19 protein-coding genes and 1 riboswitch are annotated in these 22,018 nt (G+C 39.4%); of the genes, 11 read left to right on the top strand and 8 right to left on the bottom strand.

What is annotated here, in order from left to right:
- Positions 1-70 precede the first annotated feature (70 nt).
- Positions 71-910 carry a formyltetrahydrofolate deformylase gene (purU, locus tag LQ227_RS09455; protein WP_230149155.1) on the top strand — a complete coding sequence of 280 codons (840 nt, stop codon included), beginning with the start codon at positions 71-73 and terminating at the stop codon, positions 908-910.
- A gap of 191 nt (positions 911-1,101) precedes the next feature.
- Here the strand turns inward: purU and LQ227_RS09460 are convergent, their stop codons facing one another.
- On the bottom strand, positions 1,102-2,238 hold the full coding sequence (locus LQ227_RS09460) for an FAD-binding oxidoreductase (RefSeq protein WP_230149157.1): 1,137 nt from the start codon (positions 2,236-2,238) through the stop codon (positions 1,102-1,104).
- Positions 2,239-2,321: 83 nt separating this feature from the next.
- On the opposite strand from LQ227_RS09460, the gene LQ227_RS09465 reads away from it, so the two are divergent.
- On the top strand, positions 2,322-3,017 hold the full coding sequence (locus LQ227_RS09465; RefSeq protein ID WP_230143451.1) for a zinc metallopeptidase: 696 nt from the start codon (positions 2,322-2,324) through the stop codon (positions 3,015-3,017).
- A gap of 621 nt (positions 3,018-3,638) precedes the next feature.
- Here the strand turns inward: LQ227_RS09465 and apaG are convergent.
- Positions 3,639-4,025, bottom strand: coding sequence for a Co2+/Mg2+ efflux protein ApaG (apaG, locus tag LQ227_RS09470; protein WP_029274928.1), 387 nt, complete (start codon positions 4,023-4,025; stop codon positions 3,639-3,641).
- A gap of 36 nt (positions 4,026-4,061) precedes the next feature.
- Positions 4,062-5,069, bottom strand: coding sequence for a tRNA dihydrouridine synthase DusB (gene dusB, locus LQ227_RS09475; RefSeq protein ID WP_230142978.1), 1,008 nt, complete (start codon positions 5,067-5,069; stop codon positions 4,062-4,064).
- A gap of 43 nt (positions 5,070-5,112) precedes the next feature.
- Between dusB and LQ227_RS09480 the strand changes: the two genes are divergently transcribed.
- From LQ227_RS09480 to LQ227_RS09490, 3 genes are read left to right on the top strand one after another with little or no spacing between them, the layout of a single operon-like run.
- Positions 5,113-6,039 (top strand): CPBP family intramembrane glutamic endopeptidase, encoded by a 927-nt coding sequence (locus LQ227_RS09480; RefSeq protein WP_230149159.1) that lies wholly within the window; start codon positions 5,113-5,115, stop codon positions 6,037-6,039.
- A complete protein-coding gene (locus tag LQ227_RS09485) occupies positions 6,020-6,226 on the top strand; it encodes a putative signal transducing protein (RefSeq protein WP_029274925.1) in 207 nt (68 codons plus the stop codon). Before LQ227_RS09480 ends, LQ227_RS09485 begins: the two co-directional genes overlap by 20 nt.
- Before the next feature lie 44 nt (positions 6,227-6,270).
- The gene (locus LQ227_RS09490; RefSeq protein ID WP_230149160.1) at positions 6,271-7,080 is read left to right on the top strand and encodes a phosphatidate cytidylyltransferase; all 810 of its coding nucleotides are present in this window, start codon (positions 6,271-6,273) and stop codon (positions 7,078-7,080) included.
- 124 nt (positions 7,081-7,204) lie between these two features.
- Here the strand turns inward: LQ227_RS09490 and LQ227_RS09495 are convergent, their stop codons facing one another.
- The 3 genes from LQ227_RS09495 to metE form a co-directional block, all read right to left on the bottom strand.
- Positions 7,205-7,870, bottom strand: coding sequence for a class I SAM-dependent methyltransferase (locus LQ227_RS09495; protein WP_230149161.1), 666 nt, complete (start codon positions 7,868-7,870; stop codon positions 7,205-7,207).
- Between the two features lie 60 nt (positions 7,871-7,930).
- On the bottom strand, positions 7,931-8,317 hold the full coding sequence (locus tag LQ227_RS09500; RefSeq protein WP_025141655.1) for an acyl-CoA thioesterase: 387 nt from the start codon (positions 8,315-8,317) through the stop codon (positions 7,931-7,933).
- Positions 8,318-8,393: 76 nt separating this feature from the next.
- On the bottom strand, positions 8,394-10,727 hold the full coding sequence (gene metE, locus LQ227_RS09505; RefSeq protein WP_230149162.1) for a 5-methyltetrahydropteroyltriglutamate--homocysteine S-methyltransferase: 2,334 nt from the start codon (positions 10,725-10,727) through the stop codon (positions 8,394-8,396).
- A gap of 196 nt (positions 10,728-10,923) precedes the next feature.
- A riboswitch (cobalamin riboswitch) is annotated at positions 10,924-11,131 on the bottom strand.
- 125 nt (positions 11,132-11,256) lie between these two features.
- Between metE and LQ227_RS09510 the strand changes: the two genes are divergently transcribed.
- Positions 11,257-13,953, top strand: coding sequence for a M14 metallopeptidase family protein (locus LQ227_RS09510; protein ID WP_230149163.1), 2,697 nt, complete (start codon positions 11,257-11,259; stop codon positions 13,951-13,953).
- A gap of 297 nt (positions 13,954-14,250) precedes the next feature.
- Entirely contained in the window at positions 14,251-14,967 is a 717-nt protein-coding gene (locus LQ227_RS09515; protein WP_230142985.1) for a DsbA family oxidoreductase, read from the top strand.
- Positions 14,968-15,163: 196 nt separating this feature from the next.
- Here the strand turns inward: LQ227_RS09515 and LQ227_RS09520 are convergent, their stop codons facing one another.
- Together LQ227_RS09520 and mfd are read right to left on the bottom strand one after the other, a co-directional pair.
- On the bottom strand, positions 15,164-15,385 hold the full coding sequence (locus LQ227_RS09520) for a DUF3820 family protein (RefSeq protein ID WP_230142986.1): 222 nt from the start codon (positions 15,383-15,385) through the stop codon (positions 15,164-15,166).
- Between the two features lie 70 nt (positions 15,386-15,455).
- Positions 15,456-18,794: a transcription-repair coupling factor gene (mfd, locus tag LQ227_RS09525; protein WP_230149165.1), complete on the bottom strand. Its 3,339-nt coding sequence runs from the start codon at positions 18,792-18,794 to the stop codon at positions 15,456-15,458.
- A gap of 230 nt (positions 18,795-19,024) precedes the next feature.
- Between mfd and LQ227_RS09530 the strand changes: the two genes are divergently transcribed.
- From LQ227_RS09530 to LQ227_RS09545, 4 genes are all read left to right on the top strand, one after another.
- Positions 19,025-19,327 (top strand): DUF2752 domain-containing protein, encoded by a 303-nt coding sequence (locus tag LQ227_RS09530; protein WP_230142989.1) that lies wholly within the window; start codon positions 19,025-19,027, stop codon positions 19,325-19,327.
- A gap of 5 nt (positions 19,328-19,332) precedes the next feature.
- Positions 19,333-19,701 carry a TM2 domain-containing protein gene (locus tag LQ227_RS09535; protein ID WP_029274914.1) on the top strand — a complete coding sequence of 123 codons (369 nt, stop codon included), beginning with the start codon at positions 19,333-19,335 and terminating at the stop codon, positions 19,699-19,701.
- 344 nt (positions 19,702-20,045) lie between these two features.
- The gene (locus tag LQ227_RS09540) at positions 20,046-21,143 is read left to right on the top strand and encodes a Nif3-like dinuclear metal center hexameric protein (RefSeq protein WP_230142990.1); all 1,098 of its coding nucleotides are present in this window, start codon (positions 20,046-20,048) and stop codon (positions 21,141-21,143) included.
- Positions 21,143-21,886, top strand: coding sequence for a zinc ribbon domain-containing protein (locus LQ227_RS09545; protein ID WP_057930982.1), 744 nt, complete (start codon positions 21,143-21,145; stop codon positions 21,884-21,886). The genes LQ227_RS09540 and LQ227_RS09545 overlap by 1 nt, the downstream gene beginning before the upstream one ends.
- The last annotated feature ends 132 nt before the right edge of the window (positions 21,887-22,018 follow it).

Raw genomic sequence — 22,018 nt, forward strand, 5'->3', positions numbered from 1 at the left:
AAAATTTTAGTTATTGTGAACGGAAAATAACGGAAAAAAATTTCTATAATTGGGTATTAGTATTTTATAAATGAACGCATTAACAGTCCTCATATCCTGCCCCGATCAAGTTGGTTTAGTTACAAATATTACGCGTGTGCTGGCTGCACACCAATTGAATATTATCGCCATGCGCGAGTTTGTAGACGAAGCCAATAAATCGTTTTTTACCCGTATTGCCTGTACCGGAAACCTGGAGGATGCAGAAAAATTAAAAGAAAAACTTTTAGAAAACCTGCCAAATGCTGCTGAGGTAAATTTAGTTACCCAACAGGAAAAACAGATTGCTGTTTTGGTAACCAAGGAGTATCATTGCCTGGCAGAAATACTGATTAAAAACCAATTCAAAACTTTAGGGGCTAACGTACAATGTGTAATCGGCAATTATGAAAGCCTGAGAGATTTTACCGAAAAATTGGGCATTCCTTATTTTTATGTCGATCATACCAATAAGGATAAAAGTGAATTTGAGGCTGAAGTTAAAGCTATTATCAACCGGTTTGAGGTAGACTATTTAGTGTTGGCTAAATTTATGAGAATCCTTTCTGCCGATTTTGTAAAAGATTATGCAGGTAAAATCATTAATATCCACCATTCCTTTTTGCCGGCTTTTATAGGTGCCAACCCCTATCGCCAGGCTTTTGATCGCGGGGTAAAAATTATTGGTGCCACCGCCCATTTTGTTACCGATAACCTGGATGAAGGCCCGATTATTACGCAACATACCAATCACGTAGATCATAATTTCGGTGTAAAAGAAATGGTTCGGGCAGGAAAAGAAATAGAGAAAAAAGTATTGTTAGAAGCTTTAGAACTTATTTTCGAAGACCGCGTTTTTGTAAGTGGGAATAAGACGATTGTGTTTAAGTAAAGCGGGCAGCGTTTGGCGACTGATTGATATGGCTGTCTTTTGAGCAAGCGCAACCCAACCGATAAATATATTCGAAAATGTCATCCTGATCCGATAGCTATCGGATGCAATGAAGGATCTTTAACAACAAATATACAAGTGAACTCAGTGTGCTTTGTGGTTTTTTCTCTGTGTTCTTTGTGGTAAAAAAACTATAAGCTTTTCAGCAGCAGATTCGCCGCATCTTCTCCTGTTTGCGCACCAATTGCTATCCCCATGCCATTGCACCGCGTAGCACAAAAGATATTTGGCTTAATCTCTTCTACAAGTGGTTCCAGAATTTTTCCAAAAGCCATAATACCGCTCCATCGATAATCGATTTCATAATTAACTTTAGGGAGAATTACATTTTTTAATAAATCTTCCAACGCTAGCTGAACTGGCTCAGTTTGGCCAAATTCGGTGGTTTCTTCGGCTTTAAAATCGATATTTCTGCCACCGCCTAATAAAACTCTATTATTTATATTTCTAAAGTAATAATAACCTTTATTGTAATGGAAGGTGCCTGCTATTTTTAGTTCCTTAATGGGTTTGGTAATTAAAACCTGACCACGGCCAGGGCTAATATCAACATCGGGCAATAAGTCTTTTACGAAAGCATTGGTGGTTACAATTAGCCGTTTACAGAAAAAGCTTCCATTTTTGGTTAGCAATTGCGTACCCTCGTTTTCTTGCTGAATCTGATCAACCGCACAATTATTAAATATGCTAACGCCGAGTTTTTGTGCATATTGAATTAAAGCAAACATCATTTTACCACTATCAATCTGTGCTTCGTACCGGTTTTCGATTAAAGTTCTGATGCCTTCAAAACCAAAGGAAGTAATTTTTTTATTGGCAAGGCCAAAGGCGTTGGCACCAACAATATCGTTAATGAGACGGTTATAATGTTCAATTTTGGATACACATGTGTCGGCCAGAAAAATGTCATCATTTTTAAATAATTCGTATCCTCCTAAACATTGGTAATCAATGGTTTTATCGCTTAATAAATTGCGCAGTTTAAGTAGGCCCTTCCAGCGTTTTTCTATAAGGAGTGCTAGGCCATTTAAGCCAGCACATTCTTCTTGCTCAATCAGTTCAGAAATACTACCGAAGCATGCAAAACCCGCATTTTTGGTGCTGGCACCTGTTGGTAAAAAGCCCCTTTCGAGGATTGCAATTTTTAAAGTTGGAGCGGTTTTTTTAAGTTGGATAGCAGCATTTAAACCCACAATTCCACTACCGATAACAATAGTATCATAAGTAAAAAACGACTCCTTCTCCCAATATGAAAACGCTGTTGGCATAGTATAAATGTACCATTTTTTAACGCTTAAATAATATGGGAACGCTTTTTGATATATGTTAAATGAAAAACATACAGAAGAAAATGGGAGTTTATTTAATATTAATCATCCCGGTATTATTGCTGAGCATGTTTGTACAATGGCGATTTAGAAATAAGTTTTCTAAGTATGCCGAAATGCAACTTAGCTCAGGTTTATCGGGCAAAGAGGTAGCAGAAAGAATGCTACATGATAATGGGATATACGACGTGAAGGTGATGAGTACCGAAGGACAACTAACAGATCATTACAATCCAACAGATAAGACCGTTAATTTAAGTACAGATGTATATTATAGCCGAAGCGTAGCTGCCGCGGCTGTAGCGGCCCACGAATGTGGACATGCGGTACAACAGGCGAAATCGTATAACTGGCTTAATTTAAGAAGCAGTATGGTTCCGGTGGTAAGTATATCATCTAATCTTTTACAGTGGGTATTATTAATTGGTGTATTGTTAATAGGATTTACCGGAAATCCGATTGTTTTGGCAATTGGCGTGGTAGGTTTAGCACTGGTAACCATATTTAGTATCATTACCCTACCAGTCGAATTTGATGCCAGTAACCGCGCATTGGCCTGGCTAAAAAATAATAATGGTGTAATGCAAACACAAGAGGAAAATGCGCAGGCTAAAGATGCGCTTTGGTGGGCAGCCATGACTTATGTGGTAGCGGCTGTTGGTGCATTAGCCAATTTATTGTATTACGCATCAATGCTTTTTGGAAGAAGCAGAGATTAAAGAGATATCTAATTATGAAAAGCACAGAACGGCCGGGTTAATCCTGGCCGTTTTTGGTTTAACTAAGTTCTACTAATTTGTTTCCATACAGGGTGTTTTTCAACGCGATCGTCATGCTGTCCCGAATGTTCGGGATCAGCATCTTTTCAGTCAGATAGACCCTGAAATAAATTCAGGGTGACGGCTATATTGGAATGTCTATTAGGAAAGCAGGTTTTGTTGTGCTTAGGTAAGCTCCGGTCCCGCTCCCGCTTCTGCCGATAGAAAAAATCGGCATCCCGCTTTGATCGGGTTTAGTTGGCGAGGAGAGTTGTACTATTTTGGGTTGCAGGGTGCGCAAAAATTTGTAGGCATCATGCTGATAAACCTTTAATAGTTGCAGCAAAAATGCGGTTTAAACCTGATTGCAGCGGCAGCTCCCGATTGAAAAGAGGGACTATAGCAGAAAGCAGGAATAACCTAAAAACGAAACACTGAAATTGCTTTTCTAAAAAATAGAGAAGAGATTGGTTGCCGTTTACACCCTGGGGGACAGACCTATAACGTAACTCGATTCAGAGATTTCTCCATTTCGCTTCACCTCAGTCGAAATGACGATTTGTGGCAGGATGGAATTAAGGATTAATTCAGTTTATAAGGAGCGATTAACTGAAATTCTGGAATATCAACCTCGAATTCAGATCCATCTATATCACGTTTCATTAAGTATGCACCCTTCATGCTGCCCATGTCGGTTTTTAAATTACAGCCTGAAACATATACATGTGTTTCGCCAGGTTGAATAATAGGCTGTAAACCAACAACGCCCTCACCTTCTACTTCTCTGCGGCTACTGTTCGAATCGAAAATAAACCACTGGCGGCGCATTAATTGAACAGCATAATCAGAAAGATTTGAAATTTCTACGCGATAAGCGAACATATAATGCTCGTTGGCCGGATTTGAATATTCTGGCTGGTACACTGTTTCTACTGAAACCTTAACACCGTCTGTAATAGCTGTAACCATGATGATTTACGAATGTATAAAAAAACCTTTCAAAAATCAAGCCAGTACTTTAGTAGCATCATAGTCGGCAAATTTTTCTGCCACTTCTTCTAAAATACTGTAAATGTTGTTGATATCTGGCTCGGCCACCAAACGCATACGGTAAGGTTTAAAATCTGGCAGGCCTTTAAAATAGTTTGCATAATGGCGGCGCATTTCGAAAATTCCGGTTTTAGGGCCTTTCCATTCAAGTGATTTATCTAAATGTGTACGGCAAACTTCAATACGCTCTTCAATAGTTGGTCCGGCAAGGTGTTCGCCCGTTTTAAAAAAATGTTTTACCTCGCGAAAAATCCATGGATAACCGATCGCTGCGCGGCCGATCATAATGCCATCTATCTCATATTCCATACGCCAGGCTGCTGCTTTTTCAGGACTATCTACATCGCCATTGCCAAAAATCGGTATTTTGATGCGCGGATTGCGTTTAATCTCCCGGATAAGCGACCAATCGGCCTCGCCTTTATATAACTGTGCTCTTGTTCTGCCATGAATGGTAAGCGCCTGAATGCCCACATCCTGAAGGCGCTCGGCCACTTCGTAAACATTTTTGGTGTTATCATCCCAACCAAGGCGGGTTTTAACGGTAACTGGCAAATGTGAAGCTTTAACAACAGCTTCGGTCATTTTTACCATTTTATCTATATCCTGTAAAAGGCTAGAACCTGCACCTTTACACACAACGTTTTTAACCGGACAGCCATAATTGATGTCAACCAGGTCAGGACCTGCTGCTGAGGCAATTTCTGAGGCTTCACGCATGTGCTCGATATCGCCACCAAAAATCTGGATGCCAATTGGCCTTTCGTATTCGAAAATATCAAGCTTTTGTAAGCTTTTTGCAGCATCACGGATTAAACCTTCCGAAGAAATAAATTCGGTGTACATCATATCGGCTCCGTTTTTTTTGCACACATAACGGAACGGCGGATCACTCACGTCCTCCATTGGAGCCAGTAATAACGGGAACTCACCTAAATCTATATTTCCTATCTTAACAGACATTTTCTATCTTCAACGATTAATAAAACATACAAAGGTACAAATAATGAATTTTGTAACACCTAACAAGGAGGAAATCAATCCTTTCTTACAATTACTTTTACTTTTATTTTACGCAGTTGTGGGCGGGCTTGTGTTTGGGCTTCTGGCTGTTGTCATCGTTTTAATGATGTATGGCTTAGGAATAGTAAGTAATTTGGACATGCTTTTAGCTGGTGATCCTAAGTATATTGCTGGTTTTAAAGTGATACAAATATTAAGTTCGATCGGAACATTTATTTTACCTCCAATTGCCCTGGCTTTAACGGAAAGAAAAAAAGTAGCAGAATTTTATCTTTTCAAGCAACCAAAATTCTTGCTGGTTGTGCTTGTTCTGGCCATTATGATACTGAGTATGCCATTTATGGAATGGACAGTGATTTGGAACCAGAAAATGGTTTTGCCTGATTTTTTGCATAAGATAGAACAGTGGATGAAGGAGAAGGAAGCTATTGCAATGAAAATGACCATTCAATTGATCACTGTACGAAGTAATTTCGATTTCATTGTAAACCTCGTTATGATTGCTGTTATACCTGCAATTGGCGAAGAATTAATGTTTCGTGGTGGTGTACAGCGATCGTTAAACAGGGCTTTTGAAAACCCACATCTAGCAATTTGGTTATCGGCCATAATTTTCAGTGCCATCCATGTGCAGTTTTATGGTTTTGTGCCACGTATGTTATTGGGTGCGGGTTTTGGCTACCTGTATTATTATAGTGGAAGCATCTGGTATGCTATGCTGGCGCACTTTATAAATAATGCCTATGCGGTTTGTGCGGCTTTTTATATGCAAAAACACCATATGCCCCTTGATAAAGCTGATGAACCGATCGGTTTTCCATGGTATGGCTATTTAATTAGTGCAATAATTACCATAGCTTTGTTCAAAATTTTTAAAGATAACGCATCACGTGAGCGAAAATTGGGTTAAAGTATATACCACCAGCGATGCCTTTGCGGCCGAGGTATTAAAACAGGGATTAACAGAAGCCGGAATTCCGGCAGTAACGATAAATAAACAGCTCTCGGCATATAATATTGGCGAAATAAATGTTTTGGTGAATAAGGTAGATTTCGATAAAGCCATAGAATACATCGTTGAAAACGAAATTGAATAGTGATGATGACCTTAAACCTTACACCCTTTTACCTCTTACCTTAAATGAAAACCAGGGCAATAACCGCTTTCTTTTTTACCATTGTAATGCTTGGATCTATCCTTCTGGGCAGCTATACTTTTACTATATTTTATCTTGTTTTAAGTGTTTTGGCTTTATTTGAGTTTTACAAGCTGATTAAAAACTCCGGCATCAGGCCACACCGTAATATCGGTTTGGCAGCAAGCTCATTAATATTTTTGATGGCAGCTGGCTTACACTACCTTAAATACGATGTTAAGTATTTATTGCTTTGTATCCCGCTGATTTTCTCGGTTTTTATTACTGAACTGTATAAGAAAAACAAAATTCCGTTCGCTAATATATCTTACACTTTTGTTGGCTTTGTTTATGTAACTATTCCATTCTGTTTTTTTCATGCCCTGGGCTTTTTAAAAAACTGGAACGAATATAACTTTCATCTTCCGCTGGCATTTTTACTGATGCTTTGGGCAAATGATACTGGTGCTTACCTTTTTGGTGTAAAATACGGTAAACGTAAATTGTTCGAGCGCCACTCGCCAAAGAAAAGCTGGGAAGGTTTTTTCGGAGGGATGTTCACCAGCGTTTTGGTCGCTTTTGGCTTATCATTTCTGTTCACCGAAAGTCCAGCTTGGGTTTGGATCGGTATGGCTGTATTGATTGCCAGTTTTGGTACGTTGGGCGATTTAGTAGAATCGATGCTTAAACGCAGTTTGGATACGAAAGATAGTGGTGGTTTATTACCAGGGCATGGTGGTTTATTAGATCGTTTTGATGGCTTGTTGCTGTCTGCCCCAGTGGTTTATGCCTATCTGTATCTGATTTTGTATTAAAATTGACTTATCTATCGTCCTCGTTTGTAACGAGGATGAATGAGATCCACATTTGTAATGTGGTTATGCTATTAGCGATACAATCGCTATTCTCGCTAATCCTCGTTACAAACGAGGACTATGATTATGCAGTAGCTGTTATAACGTAATATGCTCTTTCTATCTTTTCACCGGTTTTACTTTGTATCTGCTCTAATTTTTTGAGCGTATTTTTAATGGTATACCCCGCTTTTTCTAATAGTTCGTTTACGGTTTCTACATTGTAAAGTGTAAAACCATAAGGCGTAAACGGGAGGTTTTTCATAAAATTTTTATCAGCAAAACATATAGCCAAAGTGCCGTCAGGTTTTAGTGTTCGCTTAATTTCGTCGAAGTATTCACTTGGATTTGTCCAAAAGTAAATTGTATTAACCGTAAAAATTTTATCAAACCGATCATCCTCAAATGGTAATGTAACGCCATCTGTTAGCTGAAAATGAACCTTTCCTTTTGTTATGAAATCCTGATTGATCTTTTCAGCCTCGGCAATAATGGTTGCAGAAATGTCAGCACCGAAATAATGGAGGTTTTCGGCTTTTGATAAGAGTTGAGCAATGTGCCCGCCGTTACCATGACCAATTTCTAAAACAGTTTCATCGCTTTTAAGATCTAATGCCTCAATTGCAGAAGTAGTCATGCCGATATTATTGGCATGCATCATTTCACCTGTTTTAATGCCGTGTTCCCCTTCGGGACAACCCAATTGTTTGGCAATATTTTTTAAGTCTTCTTCAGAAAGTTGCTGTTCCATAATCAAAGTTAAAAATTAAGGCATTATGATTTTTACATCTTTTGGCCATAGCTTATAAGATTATTTAATCACTTGAACTGGCTTTTTATTTTCATCAATGGCGACGAAAGTAAAATCGCCATGAACGGCCAATTCTCTTCCTTCGGCATACATCTGTTCGATATAAATTTCTACATTAACCTTTAAACTGGTATTGCCCACATGGTTTACCTTACCGATAAGCTCTACGATTGTACCTGCTGGGATAGGTTTTTTAAAATCTATCCTGTCGCTGCTTACGGTAACCATAATCTGACGGCTAAAGCGGGTTGCGGTAATAAAAGCAACTTCGTCCATTAAATGCATGGCTGTTCCGCCGAAAAGGGTATCGTAATGGTTTGTTGTATTTGGGAAAACGGCTTTAAAAATGCTGGTTTTAGAATTTTCTATTCTTTCTTCTAGGGTCATGGGTTAAATATAGGTGCTGTAAAAAGCTTTGGCAACTTTCTAGTTATTTTTAGTAGAAAATTGCCAAAGTAAAGAATTAGTTCACCTGAAGATCTGCAGCCAAAACCGCTTCGGTTTTACGCATTTCTTTGGCAGCTTCGACCATTTCTATTAAGGCCTTTTTGGTTTCGTCCCATCCGCGGGTTTTTAGACCACAATCAGGGTTTACCCAGAGTTGCCCGGAGGGAATAACAGCCTTTGCTTTTTTGAGCAACTGAACCATTTCTTCCCTCTTCGGAACCCTTGGAGAGTGAATATCGTATACACCTGGGCCAATTTCATTTGGATATTTAAAATCGGCAAATGCGTCTAATAATTCCATTTGCGAACGTGAGGTTTCGATGGTGATTACGTCGGCATCCATATCGGCAATGTTTTGGATGATATCGTTAAATTCCGAGTAACACATGTGCGTGTGGATCTGTGTATCATCTTTCACGCCGCTCGCCGAAATTTTAAAGGCTTTAACCGCCCAGTTTAAATAGTTTTGCCAATCAGCTTTGCGCAATGGTAAACCTTCTCTAATGGCAGGCTCATCAATCTGAATGATTTTTATCCCAGCATTTTCCAGGTCGCAAACCTCATCACGGATGGCCAGGGCAATTTGGGTACAGGTTTCTGATCGTGGTTGATCATTACGTACGAACGACCATTGTAAGATGGTTACAGGACCTGTGAGCATACCTTTCATATATTTGGAGGTAAGCGACTGTGCATAGGCAGTCCATTTTACCGTCATGGGTTTCGGACGCGAAACATCACCAAAAATAATCGGTGGTTTTACACAGCGGGAGCCATAACTCTGTACCCAGCCATTTTTGGAGAAAGCAAAACCATCCAGCTGCTCACCGAAGTATTCAACCATATCGTTACGCTCAAATTCGCCATGAACCAAAACATCCAGATCGATTTCTTCCTGCCAGCTTACGGCTTTTGCGGTTTCTTTTGCAATGAGATCATCATATTCTTCAACGGTAAAAGTTCCGTTTTTAAGTTTCGCCCTCCAGCTTCTTACCTCAGCCGTTTGCGGAAATGATCCTATGGTTGTAGTGGCATAACTTGGCAGATTGAGTTCCTGTTGTTTAATTTTTCTGCCCGAAAATGGACTTAAACGTTCTGCATCCTGTTCTTTTAATCCTAAAACACGTTGTTTAACTTCAGGATTGTGGATGATTTTAGAAACTTTACGGTTAGCAATCGCGATCTTATTTTCCTCAAGTTTTTGCAGGGTAGATGCAGGGCTTTCGTTGGTGATCAGTTTTTTTAAGGTAGCTACCTCCGCAATTTTTTGTTTCGCATAAGCCAGCCACTGTTTAATTTCGGCTGAAAGGTTTTGCGCATTGGTTTCATTGTCTAAATCAACAGGTGAGTGGATTAAGGAACAAGACGGGGCGATCCACACCTTATCCAGGCCTCTTTTTTCTACAGCTTGATTAATGCTTGAAACAGATTTCTCGAAATCATTTTTCCAGATGTTTCTTCCGTCTACCAAACCTAACGAAAGGATAGTATCTTCTTTTAATGAAGCTAAAACATCCGATAATTGACCTTCAGCACGTACCAGGTCGATATGTAAAACATTTACCGGGAGTGAAGTCGTTAGTGCTAAATTATTGCCCAGGCCCTCAAAATAAGTAGCCAAAACAATTTTTAACCTTGGAAAAGCTTTTCTGATCTCTTTATAGGCATATTCGTAAGCTTTCTTGTCTTTTTCGGTAAGGTCTAAAGTCAAAAAAGGTTCATCAAACTGAACATATTCTACATCCAAAGCATCCAGGCGGGATAATATCTCGATATAAACCGGAAGGAGATTTTTGATCAGATCGATTTTTTCAAAGCCAGTTTCCTTTTCTTTTCCCAATAATAGGTAAGAAACAGGACCGATTAAAACAGGCTTTGTGGTAATACCCAATTGTTTTGCCTCGTAAAACTCATCGATAATTTTGGTAGAGAAAAGTTTAAAAGGCTGGTCTTTGTAAAACTCAGGAACAATGTAATGGTAATTGGTATCAAACCATTTGGTCATTTCCATCGCTACCACATCTAATCCCTCTTTCTGATAACCTCTTGCCATTGCAAAATAGAGATCAAGCTCTGAATTTCCTTTTTTCAGAATCACTTCGTTGTACCTTTTCGGGATCGCGCCAAAAGTTAAAGAATGATCGAGCACATGATCGTAAAAAGAAAAGTCATTCGAAGGAATGATATCAATTCCGGCTTCTTTTTGAAGGTTCCAGTTTTCGTGGCGAATGTTTTTTCCCACCTGAAGTACATTTTTGTACCCAGTTTTATCTGCCCAGTAATTTTCGCAGATTTTCTTTAATTCCCTTTGGCTACCTATTCGCGGATAGCCCAGATTTTGCGTTAGCATCTCTTTTAAAGATTAAGTAAATAAATCGTTTAAAAGCCCTTAAAGCAATATTTTATAATGTTTTTTGTTAGAAATGAAAAAGGAAAGGTAGCGCACAAGCAGCCTACTCATCAGCAAAAAGCTTAAAGCAAGCATATAAAATGGTTAATTTTATGGTGTACAATCAGACCTGACCAATTACTTTATAACGCGAAAGCACCGTCAATTCAATATAGGCAGGTCTCCTGACTTATTCCCGATCTTATCGCCTTCCCATCCCGGTAAACGGCACAGTGGCATGAATGATAAGACCGTTGTCTTTTAACAAAAAGACAGAATTTACAGTTGCGCGACAGCTCGTGATTTGCACACGATTCCCTATTAATCCCGGTTGTATTCCGGGAACCTGTATCGGTTGATGAAAAATAAAGTTAAGAACTTACATCAGGACAAATGTATGGATTAGGATTTAAAACTTGTAACAAATTTACAGCAAGCGGTTTTTGGACCTTATTCTCTACTATATTTGAGTACCTAACTAAACCTTATTATGATAAAAATCTACTTTAAAAGGCTTTGCTTTGCTTTTTTAATGGTAAATAGCTGTGCGGTGCTGGCGCAGGAAGTGCCAACGCCAAAATCGCATTTCGGTTTTGACATCGGTGACGATTATCAATTGGCCAATTATACCCAAACAGAAGCTTATTTTAAGAAACTCGCGGGAAGTTCTGACCGCATTAAACTGGTTGATATTGGCAAAACCGAAGAAGGTAGAAGTCAATATATGCTGATTGTTTCTTCACCAGAAAACCTCAAGAAATTAGACCGTTACAAGGAAATTTCGCAACAGTTGGCACATGCAGAAATTACACCTGAGCAGGCAAAAGCATTAGCCCAGGAAGGTAAAGCAGTAGTTTGGATAGATGGCGGCTTGCACGCAAACGAGGTAGTGGGTGCACATCAGCTGATCGAAACTGCTTATGAGTTTGCCTCCAGAAAAGACCCTGAAACCCTGCGTATTTTGGATAATGTAATCATTTTGTTTACCCATGCCAACCCTGATGGGCAAGAACTGGTGAGCAATTGGTATATGAGAGAGAAAGACCCAAAAAAAAGAACAACTTCAGGTTTGCCTGTTTTGTATGAAAAGTACGCAGGTCATGATAACAACCGCGATTTTTTTATGTTAAACCTTAAAGAAACGCAGAATATCGGCCGCCAGCTTTTTGTGGAATGGATTCCGCAGATTATGTATAACCACCATCAGGCTGGTCCGGCAGGAACGGTTGTAGCAGGTCCTCCCTACCGCGATCCTTTTAATTATGTTTTCGACCCAACGCTGTTAACCAGTTTAGATGCCGTTGGTGCGGCCATGCACAACCGTATGAATGTAGAAAACAAACCTGGTTATACCCAACGTGGAGGATCAGTTTACTCTACCTGGTACAATGGCGGTTTAAGAACCACCACTTATTTTCATAACATGATTGGGCTCTTGACCGAAATTATCGGAAGCCCTACACCTTCTGAAATTCCCTTAGTTCCTTCAAGATTATTACCGAACGGCGATTCGCCAAATCCGATTACCCCAAGGAAATGGTACTTTAAAAACTCGATTGGCTATTCAGTATCGTTAAACTATGCCGTTTTAAATTACGCACAACGTTATCGCGACGAATTGTTGTACAACATCTACCAGATGGGCAGAAATTCGATAGAACGTGGCAAAAAAGATACCTGGTCTTTTTCTCCTAAAAAAATAGAAGCCATTAATAATGCGGCAAAAAGTGAAAAAAATACACCCATAGCAGGCGGAGATACTGATTTTGGCCCAAGACGCCAGATCAGTATAAAAGCTTTTGATACGGTGATGAAGGCTCCTGTAAACAGAGATCCGCGCGGATATATTTTAAGCGCCGATCAGCCGGATTTTAATTCTGCCGTTAAATTTTTAAACGCCTTGATCAGAACAGGTATTGTGGTTCAAAAAGCAACTGCTTCATTTGCCGTTGCAGGAAAAAATTATCCTGCAGGAAGTTATATTGTTAAGACCGATCAGGCTTTTCGTCCGCATGTTTTAGATATGTTCGAACCCCAAGATCACCCAAATGATTTTAAATATGAAGGAGGCGCGCCAATTCCGCCATATGATGCTGCAGGATGGACGCTAGCCTATTTAATGGATGTTAAATTCGACCGGATTTTAAATGATTTTTCAGGGCCGTTTGAGAAAAATCCTTACGGAGAACTATTAAAGCCGGATAATAAATTACCTAACGGATCTAATTATGTGTTGAGTGCGGCACAAAATGATTCCTATACTGCTGTGAACGACCTTTTGAAGAATAAAATTGAAGTTTACCGGTCGACAGAAAATGGCGATTTTTATGTTTCATCAGCAGGGAAATCAATATTGGAAAAAGCAAACATCAAACTGAAAAGTGCTGCTGCACCAAAAGATAAAATTAAAATCTCTGCCGGAAGAATTGCCCTTTGGGATACCTATGGAGGTTCTATGGCCTCAGGGTGGGTGCGATTTTTAATGGAGCAATACCATTATAACGCAACAGTAATTTATCCCCAGGATATTGATGCGGGGAACCTAAAATCTAAATACGATGTAATTGTTTTTGTGGGTGGCGCAATACCATCGGTACAAGGAGGAGGGTTTGGAAACAGGTCTTTTGCGCCAATGGCAGAAGAAGTTCCTCAAGAATTTAGAAACCGTTTGGGAAGGATTACTGCAGACAAATCGATTCCAGAATTAAAGAAATTTTTAGAAGCCGGGGGTAATATTGTGACCATTGGTAGCAGTACCAATTTGGCCTATCATTTAAATTTACCGGTTCGGAATGCAATGGTTGAAATTGTAAACGGAGAGGAAAAGAGATTACCTGCTGAAAAATATTATGTTCCGGGAAGTGTTTTAAATGTTGGTGTAGATACAACTTTGCCAACAACCTGGGGCATGGAAAAGGAAGCTGACGTATATTTTGACAATAGCCCCGTTTTTAAGCTCACAGGCGATGCCATTGTGGCTGGAAAGATTAAACCTTTAATGTGGTTCGAAAATGCGACACCCTTGCGCAGCGGCTGGGCATGGGGGCAGGCTTACCTGCAAGATGGTGTAACGGCCTTTGAAGCAAAGGTTGGCAAAGGCAAACTGCTTGCTTTTGGGCCAGAAATTGCATTTAGAGCGCAAACGCACGGTACTTTTAAACTGATATTTAACCAGTTGTATAAGTAGTTATAATTGAGTTTGCCATGTTGAGCTTTCTGATCAGTCGTCATTCCCGCGTAGGCGGGAATCGTAATGCAACTTGCAAACCTACCAAGGCATTAAGATTCCCAATCAAGTTGGGAATGACGGTTCTTCGTAGCAGATCAATTTATTAAAATTTCCTTGTCATGTATATGCATTTTGTACAATAATTTATCCTCAGAATAACATTCTATGATTAATATGGAAGCCGCTATCCTAAACGATAGCGGCTTTTTACTTTGGCCTTACTATAGGCAAGTATAATCACCTTAATTTTGTGCTATGAAAGTAGAAATCTGGTCGGACGTAATGTGTCCGTTTTGCTATATCGGGAAAAGACATTTTGAGCAGGCGATAGAAAAATTGCCGTTCAAAAATGAAATTGAGGTGGATTGGAAGAGTTATCAGCTCAATCCAGCGTATCACAATACCAATAACGAATCGGTGTACGATTACCTTTCACGGAGTAAGGGAATGCCAATCGAGCAAGCTAAGCAAATGACCAAACAGGTTGTGGATATGGCAGCAAATGCTGGTTTGAAGATAGATTTTGATACAAATATTCCTGCCAATACCTTCAATGCACATCGTTTGATCCATTTGGCTGCAAAACATAATCTTCAGGATTTAGCCGAAGAAAAACTGTTTGAAGCACATTTTGTAAACAGCAAAAATATTGGTGAAACGAGTGTTTTGGTTGATCTTGCTGTAGAAATTGGCTTGGCTAAAGATGAAGCTGAATCAGTTTTGAATGGAAATGAGTTTGCTGAAGCCGTTCGTTACGATATTTATGAAAGCCAGAATTTAGGCATTAGAGGGGTTCCTTATTTTGTGATGGACCGTAAATATGGCGTTTCGGGTGCTCAGCCTGTTCAGGCTTTTACCGATGCGCTTACCCAAAGTTTTACGGAATGGAAAGCTGCTCAACCCAAAGCCACGATAACATCATTAAATAAAAATGATGATGCAGTTTGTGATGAGAATGGTTGTGAGATATAGATTTGTTTCCCGCAGATTAAGCTAATCTGCGGGGAATTTACCTCATTCGTCATGCTGAATTTATTTCAGCATCTATTAAATAGTTATGCGATTAGATCCTGAAACAAGTTCAAGAGGGCGATCGTTTTAGGTCCTTCGACTCCGCTCAGGATGACAATCACAGTTATTAGATGACCGATTTACCTCTCGAACTTAATTAACGTTGCTGATTTTTCAAGGGCGTTAACAGGTACTCTAAGCCATTTACCCGAATTTCGAACATCGTAGCCATTAAATCGCCCAGTTTGCCTTTCGGGAAGCCTTTATCCTTATACCAAAGCAAATAACTTTCGGGGATATTGCAGATCAGGTAACCTTTGTATTTTCCATAAGGCATTTGCATTTTCACTAAATCGAGCAATAAGGTTGGGTCTAACATTTTTTAAGATGGCGATGATAATAATTTTAAAACGTTAATTCAGTCAATAGACTGACTCAATTAACGTTTTTTAATCGATAAGCGCTAAAGTTTCAATTGCTTCTTCAACAGTACTTATGTTATCAAAAGCAATTCTTAAGGTATTTTTTACTTCTTTTAAATTGCACATACGCGGATGGTTCTGTGCAAAAGTTAAAATCTTGGTAAAGGTATTCGAATCGAAATAAGCAGATTGTTTATCGCTCAAGAAATACCCGCGCAAACTATTTTTCTTGAAACTAATTTTCTCGAAGCCCAATTTCTTGCCCAACCACTGCAAACGTACTACACTGAGCATGGTTTTTACCTGTGGAGGAACCGGACCGAAACGGTCGGCCAAATGTTTTTCAAAAATGGCTAATTCTGCTTCGTTATCGAGTTTAGAAAGCTCGGTATATAAATTGTAACGCTCAGTAATATTGGTGATGTATGCGTCAGGGATATACAATTCCAGATCGGTATCAACCTGTGTAAAGCCTACAAACGGACGGGCAGGTTCATTTTCGAACAGACCTTTAAACTCAGCTTCTTTTAATTCCTGGATGGCTTCATCCAAGATCTTGTGGTACATCTCAAACCCGATTTCGGCAATAAAACCACTTTGTTCGGCGCCCAATAAATTTCCACTTCCACGGATATCTAAATCGCGCATGGCCACGTTAAAGCCGCTTCCCAAGTCAGAAAATTCTTCAATGGCACTTAAACGCTTCCGGGCTTCAGAAGTTAAAGTAGATAATGGCGGTGAAAGTAAATAACAGAAGGCCTTTTTATTGCTTCTACCTACCCGGCCACGCATCTGATGCAGATCGCTCAGACCAAACATGTGCGCATGGTTAATAATGATGGTATTGGCATTCGGAATATCTAAACCTGCTTCTATAATCGTTGTGGCTACCAGAACATCTTTTTCTCCATTAATGAAATCGAGCATTACATCTTCCAGTTGATCGCCATCTAACTGCCCGTGCGCAATACCGATCCTCGCTTTTGGAACCAGTTTCTGAATCAATCCACCTAACTGCATCAGGTCATTTACACGGTTATGGATAAAGAAAACCTGTCCGCCGCGGTCCAACTCGAATTGAACGGCCTCTTGAATCAGTTTATCGTTAAAAACATGTAACTCGGTACTCACCGGTTGCCGGTTTGGTGGCGGCGTACTGATGATGGATAAATCCCTTGCCCCCATTAAAGAAAAATGCAGTGTTCTCGGAATAGGAGTCGCGGTAAGTGTTAAAGTATCAACGTTTACCCTTACAGCTTTTAACCTTTCTTTTGCAGTAACGCCAAATTTCTGCTCTTCATCAATAATCATGATGCCGAGATCCTTAAACTTTACATCCTTGCTTAGCAAACGGTGTGTGCCGATTAATATATCAACCTTACCGGCTGCGGCCTCGGCAAGGGTATCTTTAATCTGTTTACTGGTTTTAAAACGGTTAATGTAATCTACCGTAACGGGAAAATCTTTTAAACGCGACGAAAAGGTTTTAAAATGCTGTAAAGCCAAAATGGTTGTAGGAACCAGGATCGCCGCCTGTTTGCCTTCTGCTACCGCTTTAAATGCAGCACGCACAGCGATCTCTGTTTTTCCGAAGCCAACATCACCACACACTAAACGATCCATTGGATGTGGTGATTCCATATCCTTTTTCACGTCTTGGGTAGCCTTTAACTGATCGGGGGTGTCTTCGTAAATAAAAGAAGCCTCCAGTTCAGTTTGTAAATAGCTATCTGGCGAAAACGCTGTTCCAGCCTGGGTTTTCCGCAAAGCATAAAGCTTGATCAAATCGCGGGCGATATCTTTAACTTTTTTTTTAGTAGTTTTTTTTAGCTTATCCCAGGCATCGGTACCCAGCTTATTCATCTTGGGTACTCCACTCTCTTTGCCACTGTATTTGGCAATGCGGTTTAACGAGTTGATGTTTACGTAAAGCAGATCGTTATCTGCATAAATTAAACGGATCATCTCTTGCGTTTTACCATTTACCTCAACTTTTTCAAGCCCGGCATATTTGCCGATTCCATGATCAATATGGGTAACATAATCGCCTGATTTTAATTCCCGAAGATCTTTTAGGGTAATGGCCTGGCTTTTCTGATAGCCTTTTTTAAGCTTGTATTTATAGTAACGATCAAAAATCTGGTGATCGGTATAAAATGCCGTTTGGATCTGTGGATCTATAAAACCCTCGCGCAGCATGCTGTTAATTGGCGTAAACTTGGCCGTTTTATCAATATCCTCTAAAATGGCATATAAACGCTCGATCTGTTTTGGCGAATCGGTAAAAATAAAATTAACAATGCCGGCCTTTTCATTTTCCTTAAGGTTGTGAATGAGTAGGTTGAAATCTTTATTGAAGGAAGGTTGTGGCTTGGTTTCAAACTCAAAACGGTTATCCGTTTTATAAAAAAACTGCTTGCCGAATTCTATCAAAGGAAAATCCTGAAGATGATCACCCAACAATTTTTCGTCTGTAAAGGCAAACTTAGGGTCGATCCATTCTGGGTTTTGGGTTTTATCTGCTATAGATAAAGCTTTCCAGAGTTCAACGGCTTTTTTAAAGCCAGCTTTAATAATATCAAGGGTAAACTCAACATCCTTAAACCAGAGTTGTGTATCCTGATCGATATAGTCAAGGATACTGATATTACTTTCGGTTAAAAATTTCGCCTGAACGTTTGGCACAATTGTAAGCGACCTAACATCGGCAACCGAAAGCTGACTTTCAATTTCAAAACTCCTAATGCTTTCTACCTCATCGCCAAAAAACTCAATGCGGTAAGGAAGATCGGACGAGAAAGAAAATATATCTACAATACCGCCACGGATAGAAAATTGACCTGGTTCATAAACAAAATCTCTTCTGTCGAAATCATAATCAATTAAAAATTCGTTGATAAAATCGATGCCCAATTTGGCACCTAAACTAATTTCTAAAGTGTTTTTTTCTAAAGCAGAGCGATCAATAACCTTTTCGGCAATGGCTTCGGGATAAGAAACCACAATTTTTCCGTATTCCGAATCGTGGTTCAGTTCGTTTAAAACCTCTGCACGGGCCAAAACGTTGGCCGTATCTACCTGTGTAAAATCAAATGATTTGCGGTAAGAAGAAGGAAACAATAAAACCTGTTTATCCAAAACGCTTTCCAGGTCAGACTGAAAATAAGCCGCTTCTTCTCTATCCGGTAGAACGAACAGTAGGGGTTTATGTAATATAAAGTAAGAAGACAGGGCAACAATAGCATCAGCCGAACCCACCAATCCCTTTAATTGTATCTTTGGGTTTTTGCTGCTGTTCAACGCTTTGGTAAATTGGGTTACCCTATCGTCGGTTTTGTATCTGTTTATTAAATCGCGAATGTTCAAGGCACAAAAATAAGCTTATCTTTTAATATTAACCTGCAATTTGTGTAAAGGTTTTTTTAACTATTTTTGGCTGGGTTACCGTGTTGAAAAACAAAAAGCAAAATAAATAAGATCTTTTGTTAGATTCCATTACTGGTTTTGTCGAAATATATCCCCCATTCGTCGATTACAGGCAAATTGATGTAACAAAGGTGGTGTTATAACCTCTAAATTATATAAAAAGTGAAACAATGAAGTACATTAAAAGCTTTCCACTAGAACTTTTTTTCTGGGTAGCAGCTTTAGTATTACTGGCAACAACGAATGGCCACGAGCATCACTTCACACTTTGTCCGCTAGCCAATTTAGGTTTTGAGGATTGGTGTCCGGGATGTGGTATAGGCAGGTCAATCAGTCATATTTTACATGGCGAGTTTACCGAAAGCTTTTCCGAACATTGGTTTGGGTTTCCGGCACTTTTGATTATAGTTTATAGAATTTACACATTGATGAAAAATAAAAAAACGTTTAAAATTTCAACCACAAATACATAGCAACCATGGATATATTTCAATCACCTCTAATGTCGTTACCAGGTATAACGCCAGAAGAATTCTCATACTTACAACAAGCTACCACCGGATTAACCGAACAACAATTGCGTAACTTCTTAATGGTTTACAGCAGCAAAAGGAAAAATCCATCAGATATGCTAATTTTCTGTTTAATCGGTTTATTTGCTGTCCCAGGATTGCAAAGGTTTATCATCGGGCAGATCGGAATGGGTATTTTATACCTCTTAACCGCAGGTTTATGTTTTATCGGATCGATCATTGATGTCGTAAATCACAAAACCCTAGCTTTTGAACATAACCAGAAAATGGTTTTCGAAAGCTTGCAGATGGTAAGAATGGGCGGTTTTCAGTAAACTTTCACTTTTAGGATCCTTAATAATTTTTTGAAAAGCAAAGACAGCGCAATTATTAATGTTCGTCCCGCTATACACGACAAGTCCGCACCCAATGAAAAATTGGGTTTGCGGGCTTTTTGTTTCTATCGGGTTTATAAACATTGGTTTTGTTGCGCTTTGAGGGGACTGAAGGATCAAAAGAACTACAGGTTTACGTTAACTAAACCCGACAGCCGCGATTCCGATTCTTCATCGGATAAGCAAATGGCGGGGCTGCCCTAGCCATTTGCAGCAACTGTACGTTTTCAAAACATTAATCATTTCTCTTACCAACAAAACCCCAAATTTTCTATATTTATCAAATGAAATTAGCCGAAATAACGAACTATTTAGAAAGCATAGCACCACTTAATTATCAGGAAGATTATGATAACGCTGGTTTGATTGTGGGCGATCCGAATATGGAAATCCATGGGGCTTTGGTGGCTTTAGATTGTGTAGAAAAAATTGTAGATGAAGCAATTTCAACAGGCTGCAATCTGATTATTACCCACCACCCAATCGTTTTTAAAGGGTTAAAAAAACTAAACGGTAAAAATTATGTGGAGCGCGTAGTGCTTAAGGCAATTAAGAATAATATTGCACTTTATGCCATTCATACGAATCTTGATAGCATTCATACCGGTGTAAATGCGAGGATTTGTGAGCGTTTGGGTTTAACAGGAACTAAAGTGCTTTCACCGAAAACAGGCCTTTTGAAAAAACTGGTTACCTATTGCCCGCAGGCCCAGGCAGAGCAATTGCGGTCGGCATTGTTTTATGCGGGAGCAGGTAACATTGGCAATTATAGTGAGTGCAGTTTCAATGCCGATGGCTTTGGCACCTTTAAAGGTAACGAAGATGCTGATCCTTTTGTAGGTGAGAGAGGCGTTCGCCACCGTGAGGCCGAAGTGCGGATTGAAATGGTTTACCCTACACAGGCCGAACGCAAAATCCTGGTTGCATTGTTCGAGAACCACCCTTATGAAGAAGTGGCCTACGATATTTACAAACTCGAAAACAAACACCAATTGGTGGGCTCGGGCATGGTAGGCTGGCTGGAATACGATATGGATGCCTATGATTTTTTACATTTGGTAAAAGACAGAATGCAGGCCAAAGTGGTTAGGCACACCGAGGTAATTGGCAAAAGAATTAAAAAAGTGGCGGTTTGCGGCGGCTCGGGAAGCTTCCTGTTAAAAGAGGCCATTGCTGCCGGGGCAGATGCTTTTATTACCGCAGATTTTAAATATCACGAGTTTTTTGATGCAGAGGAAAAATTGATCATTGCCGACATCGGACACTTTGAAACTGAACAATTTACCTCAAATTTATTGCTTGAAATTATTCAGAAAAAATTTACTAACTTTGCAATCCGTTTAACGGAGCAAAATACAAACCCCATAAATTACTTGTTTTAATGGAACAAACCGTAGAACAAAAGCTAAAGGCTTTATACGAATTACAAAATATCCACACAAAAATTGATAAGATCCGCCAGGTACGTGGTGAATTACCAATGGAAGTTGCCGATCTTGAGGATGACGTTTTAGGATTAGAAACTAGAATTGCAAAAATCAAAGGCGAACTTGATGATCTTGAGGATTCAATCGTAACCCGTAAAAATACAATTAAAGATGCGCAAGCTGCCATCAAAAGATACGATACTCAATTAAAAGAAGTTAAAAACAACCGTGAATACGATGCTTTAACGAAAGAAATTGAGATTCAAGGTTTAGATATTCAGGTTTCTGAAAAGAAAATTAAAGAACACGGTTTCGAAATCACTTCTAAAACTGAAATCTACGAAGCTGCTAAAGCTGAGTTAGATGGCAGAAAGAAAGATTTAGAAGTTAAAAAAGGCGAGCTTGATGTAATTACTGCTGAAACTGAAAAAGAAGAGCAAGATTTACAAAAGAAAGCTGATAAAGCCGAGCCTCAAATTGAGGAGCGTTTATTGGTTGCCTATAAACGTTTACGCAAAAATGCTGTAAATGGTTTAGCTGTAGTAACAATCGACCGCGATTCTTGCTCAGGTTGTTTTAACCAGATTCCTCCTCAACGTCAGTTAGATATCCGTCAACGTAAAAAAATTATCGTTTGCGAACACTGCGGGCGTATTTTGGTTGATGAAGCTTTAACGCATGAAGTAGCAGAAGCTTAGTCCGCATCATAAAATTATTAGAACGTCCCGATTTAATCGGGACGTTTTTTGTTTAGACCTATTTTCTGGCGTTTACACAAAACAAGAATATGATTTTAGCGTTTAATGTAGATATTTGTTTAAATGTGAACT

Origin of the sequence: Pedobacter sp. Bi27 (genome assembly GCF_918698255.1) — a bacterium.
Lineage (GTDB): Bacteria > Bacteroidota > Bacteroidia > Sphingobacteriales > Sphingobacteriaceae > Pedobacter.

Bases quoted from the DNA above. Each gene is read 5' to 3' on its own strand.
- dusB (WP_230142978.1), bottom strand. From the start codon at position 5,069: ATGTCTGTTAAGATAGGAAATATAGATTTAGGTGAGTTCCCGTTATTA.
- LQ227_RS09530 (WP_230142989.1), top strand. From the start codon at position 19,025: ATGAAGTACATTAAAAGCTTTCCACTAGAACTTTTTTTCTGGGTAGCA.
- LQ227_RS09545 (WP_057930982.1), top strand. From the start codon at position 21,143: ATGGAACAAACCGTAGAACAAAAGCTAAAGGCTTTATACGAATTACAA.
- LQ227_RS09535 (WP_029274914.1), top strand. From the start codon at position 19,333: ATGGATATATTTCAATCACCTCTAATGTCGTTACCAGGTATAACGCCA.
- LQ227_RS09490 (WP_230149160.1), top strand. From the start codon at position 6,271: ATGAAAACCAGGGCAATAACCGCTTTCTTTTTTACCATTGTAATGCTT.
- apaG (WP_029274928.1), bottom strand. From the start codon at position 4,025: ATGGTTACAGCTATTACAGACGGTGTTAAGGTTTCAGTAGAAACAGTG.
- LQ227_RS09500 (WP_025141655.1), bottom strand. From the start codon at position 8,317: ATGACCCTAGAAGAAAGAATAGAAAATTCTAAAACCAGCATTTTTAAA.
- LQ227_RS09495 (WP_230149161.1), bottom strand. From the start codon at position 7,870: ATGGAACAGCAACTTTCTGAAGAAGACTTAAAAAATATTGCCAAACAA.
- LQ227_RS09480 (WP_230149159.1), top strand. From the start codon at position 5,113: ATGAATTTTGTAACACCTAACAAGGAGGAAATCAATCCTTTCTTACAA.
- metE (WP_230149162.1), bottom strand. From the start codon at position 10,727: ATGCTAACGCAAAATCTGGGCTATCCGCGAATAGGTAGCCAAAGGGAA.
- LQ227_RS09460 (WP_230149157.1), bottom strand. From the start codon at position 2,238: ATGCCAACAGCGTTTTCATATTGGGAGAAGGAGTCGTTTTTTACTTAT.
- LQ227_RS09465 (WP_230143451.1), top strand. From the start codon at position 2,322: ATGGGAGTTTATTTAATATTAATCATCCCGGTATTATTGCTGAGCATG.
- LQ227_RS09540 (WP_230142990.1), top strand. From the start codon at position 20,046: ATGAAATTAGCCGAAATAACGAACTATTTAGAAAGCATAGCACCACTT.
- LQ227_RS09510 (WP_230149163.1), top strand. From the start codon at position 11,257: ATGATAAAAATCTACTTTAAAAGGCTTTGCTTTGCTTTTTTAATGGTA.
- LQ227_RS09520 (WP_230142986.1), bottom strand. From the start codon at position 15,385: ATGTTAGACCCAACCTTATTGCTCGATTTAGTGAAAATGCAAATGCCT.
- purU (WP_230149155.1), top strand. From the start codon at position 71: ATGAACGCATTAACAGTCCTCATATCCTGCCCCGATCAAGTTGGTTTA.
- LQ227_RS09515 (WP_230142985.1), top strand. From the start codon at position 14,251: ATGAAAGTAGAAATCTGGTCGGACGTAATGTGTCCGTTTTGCTATATC.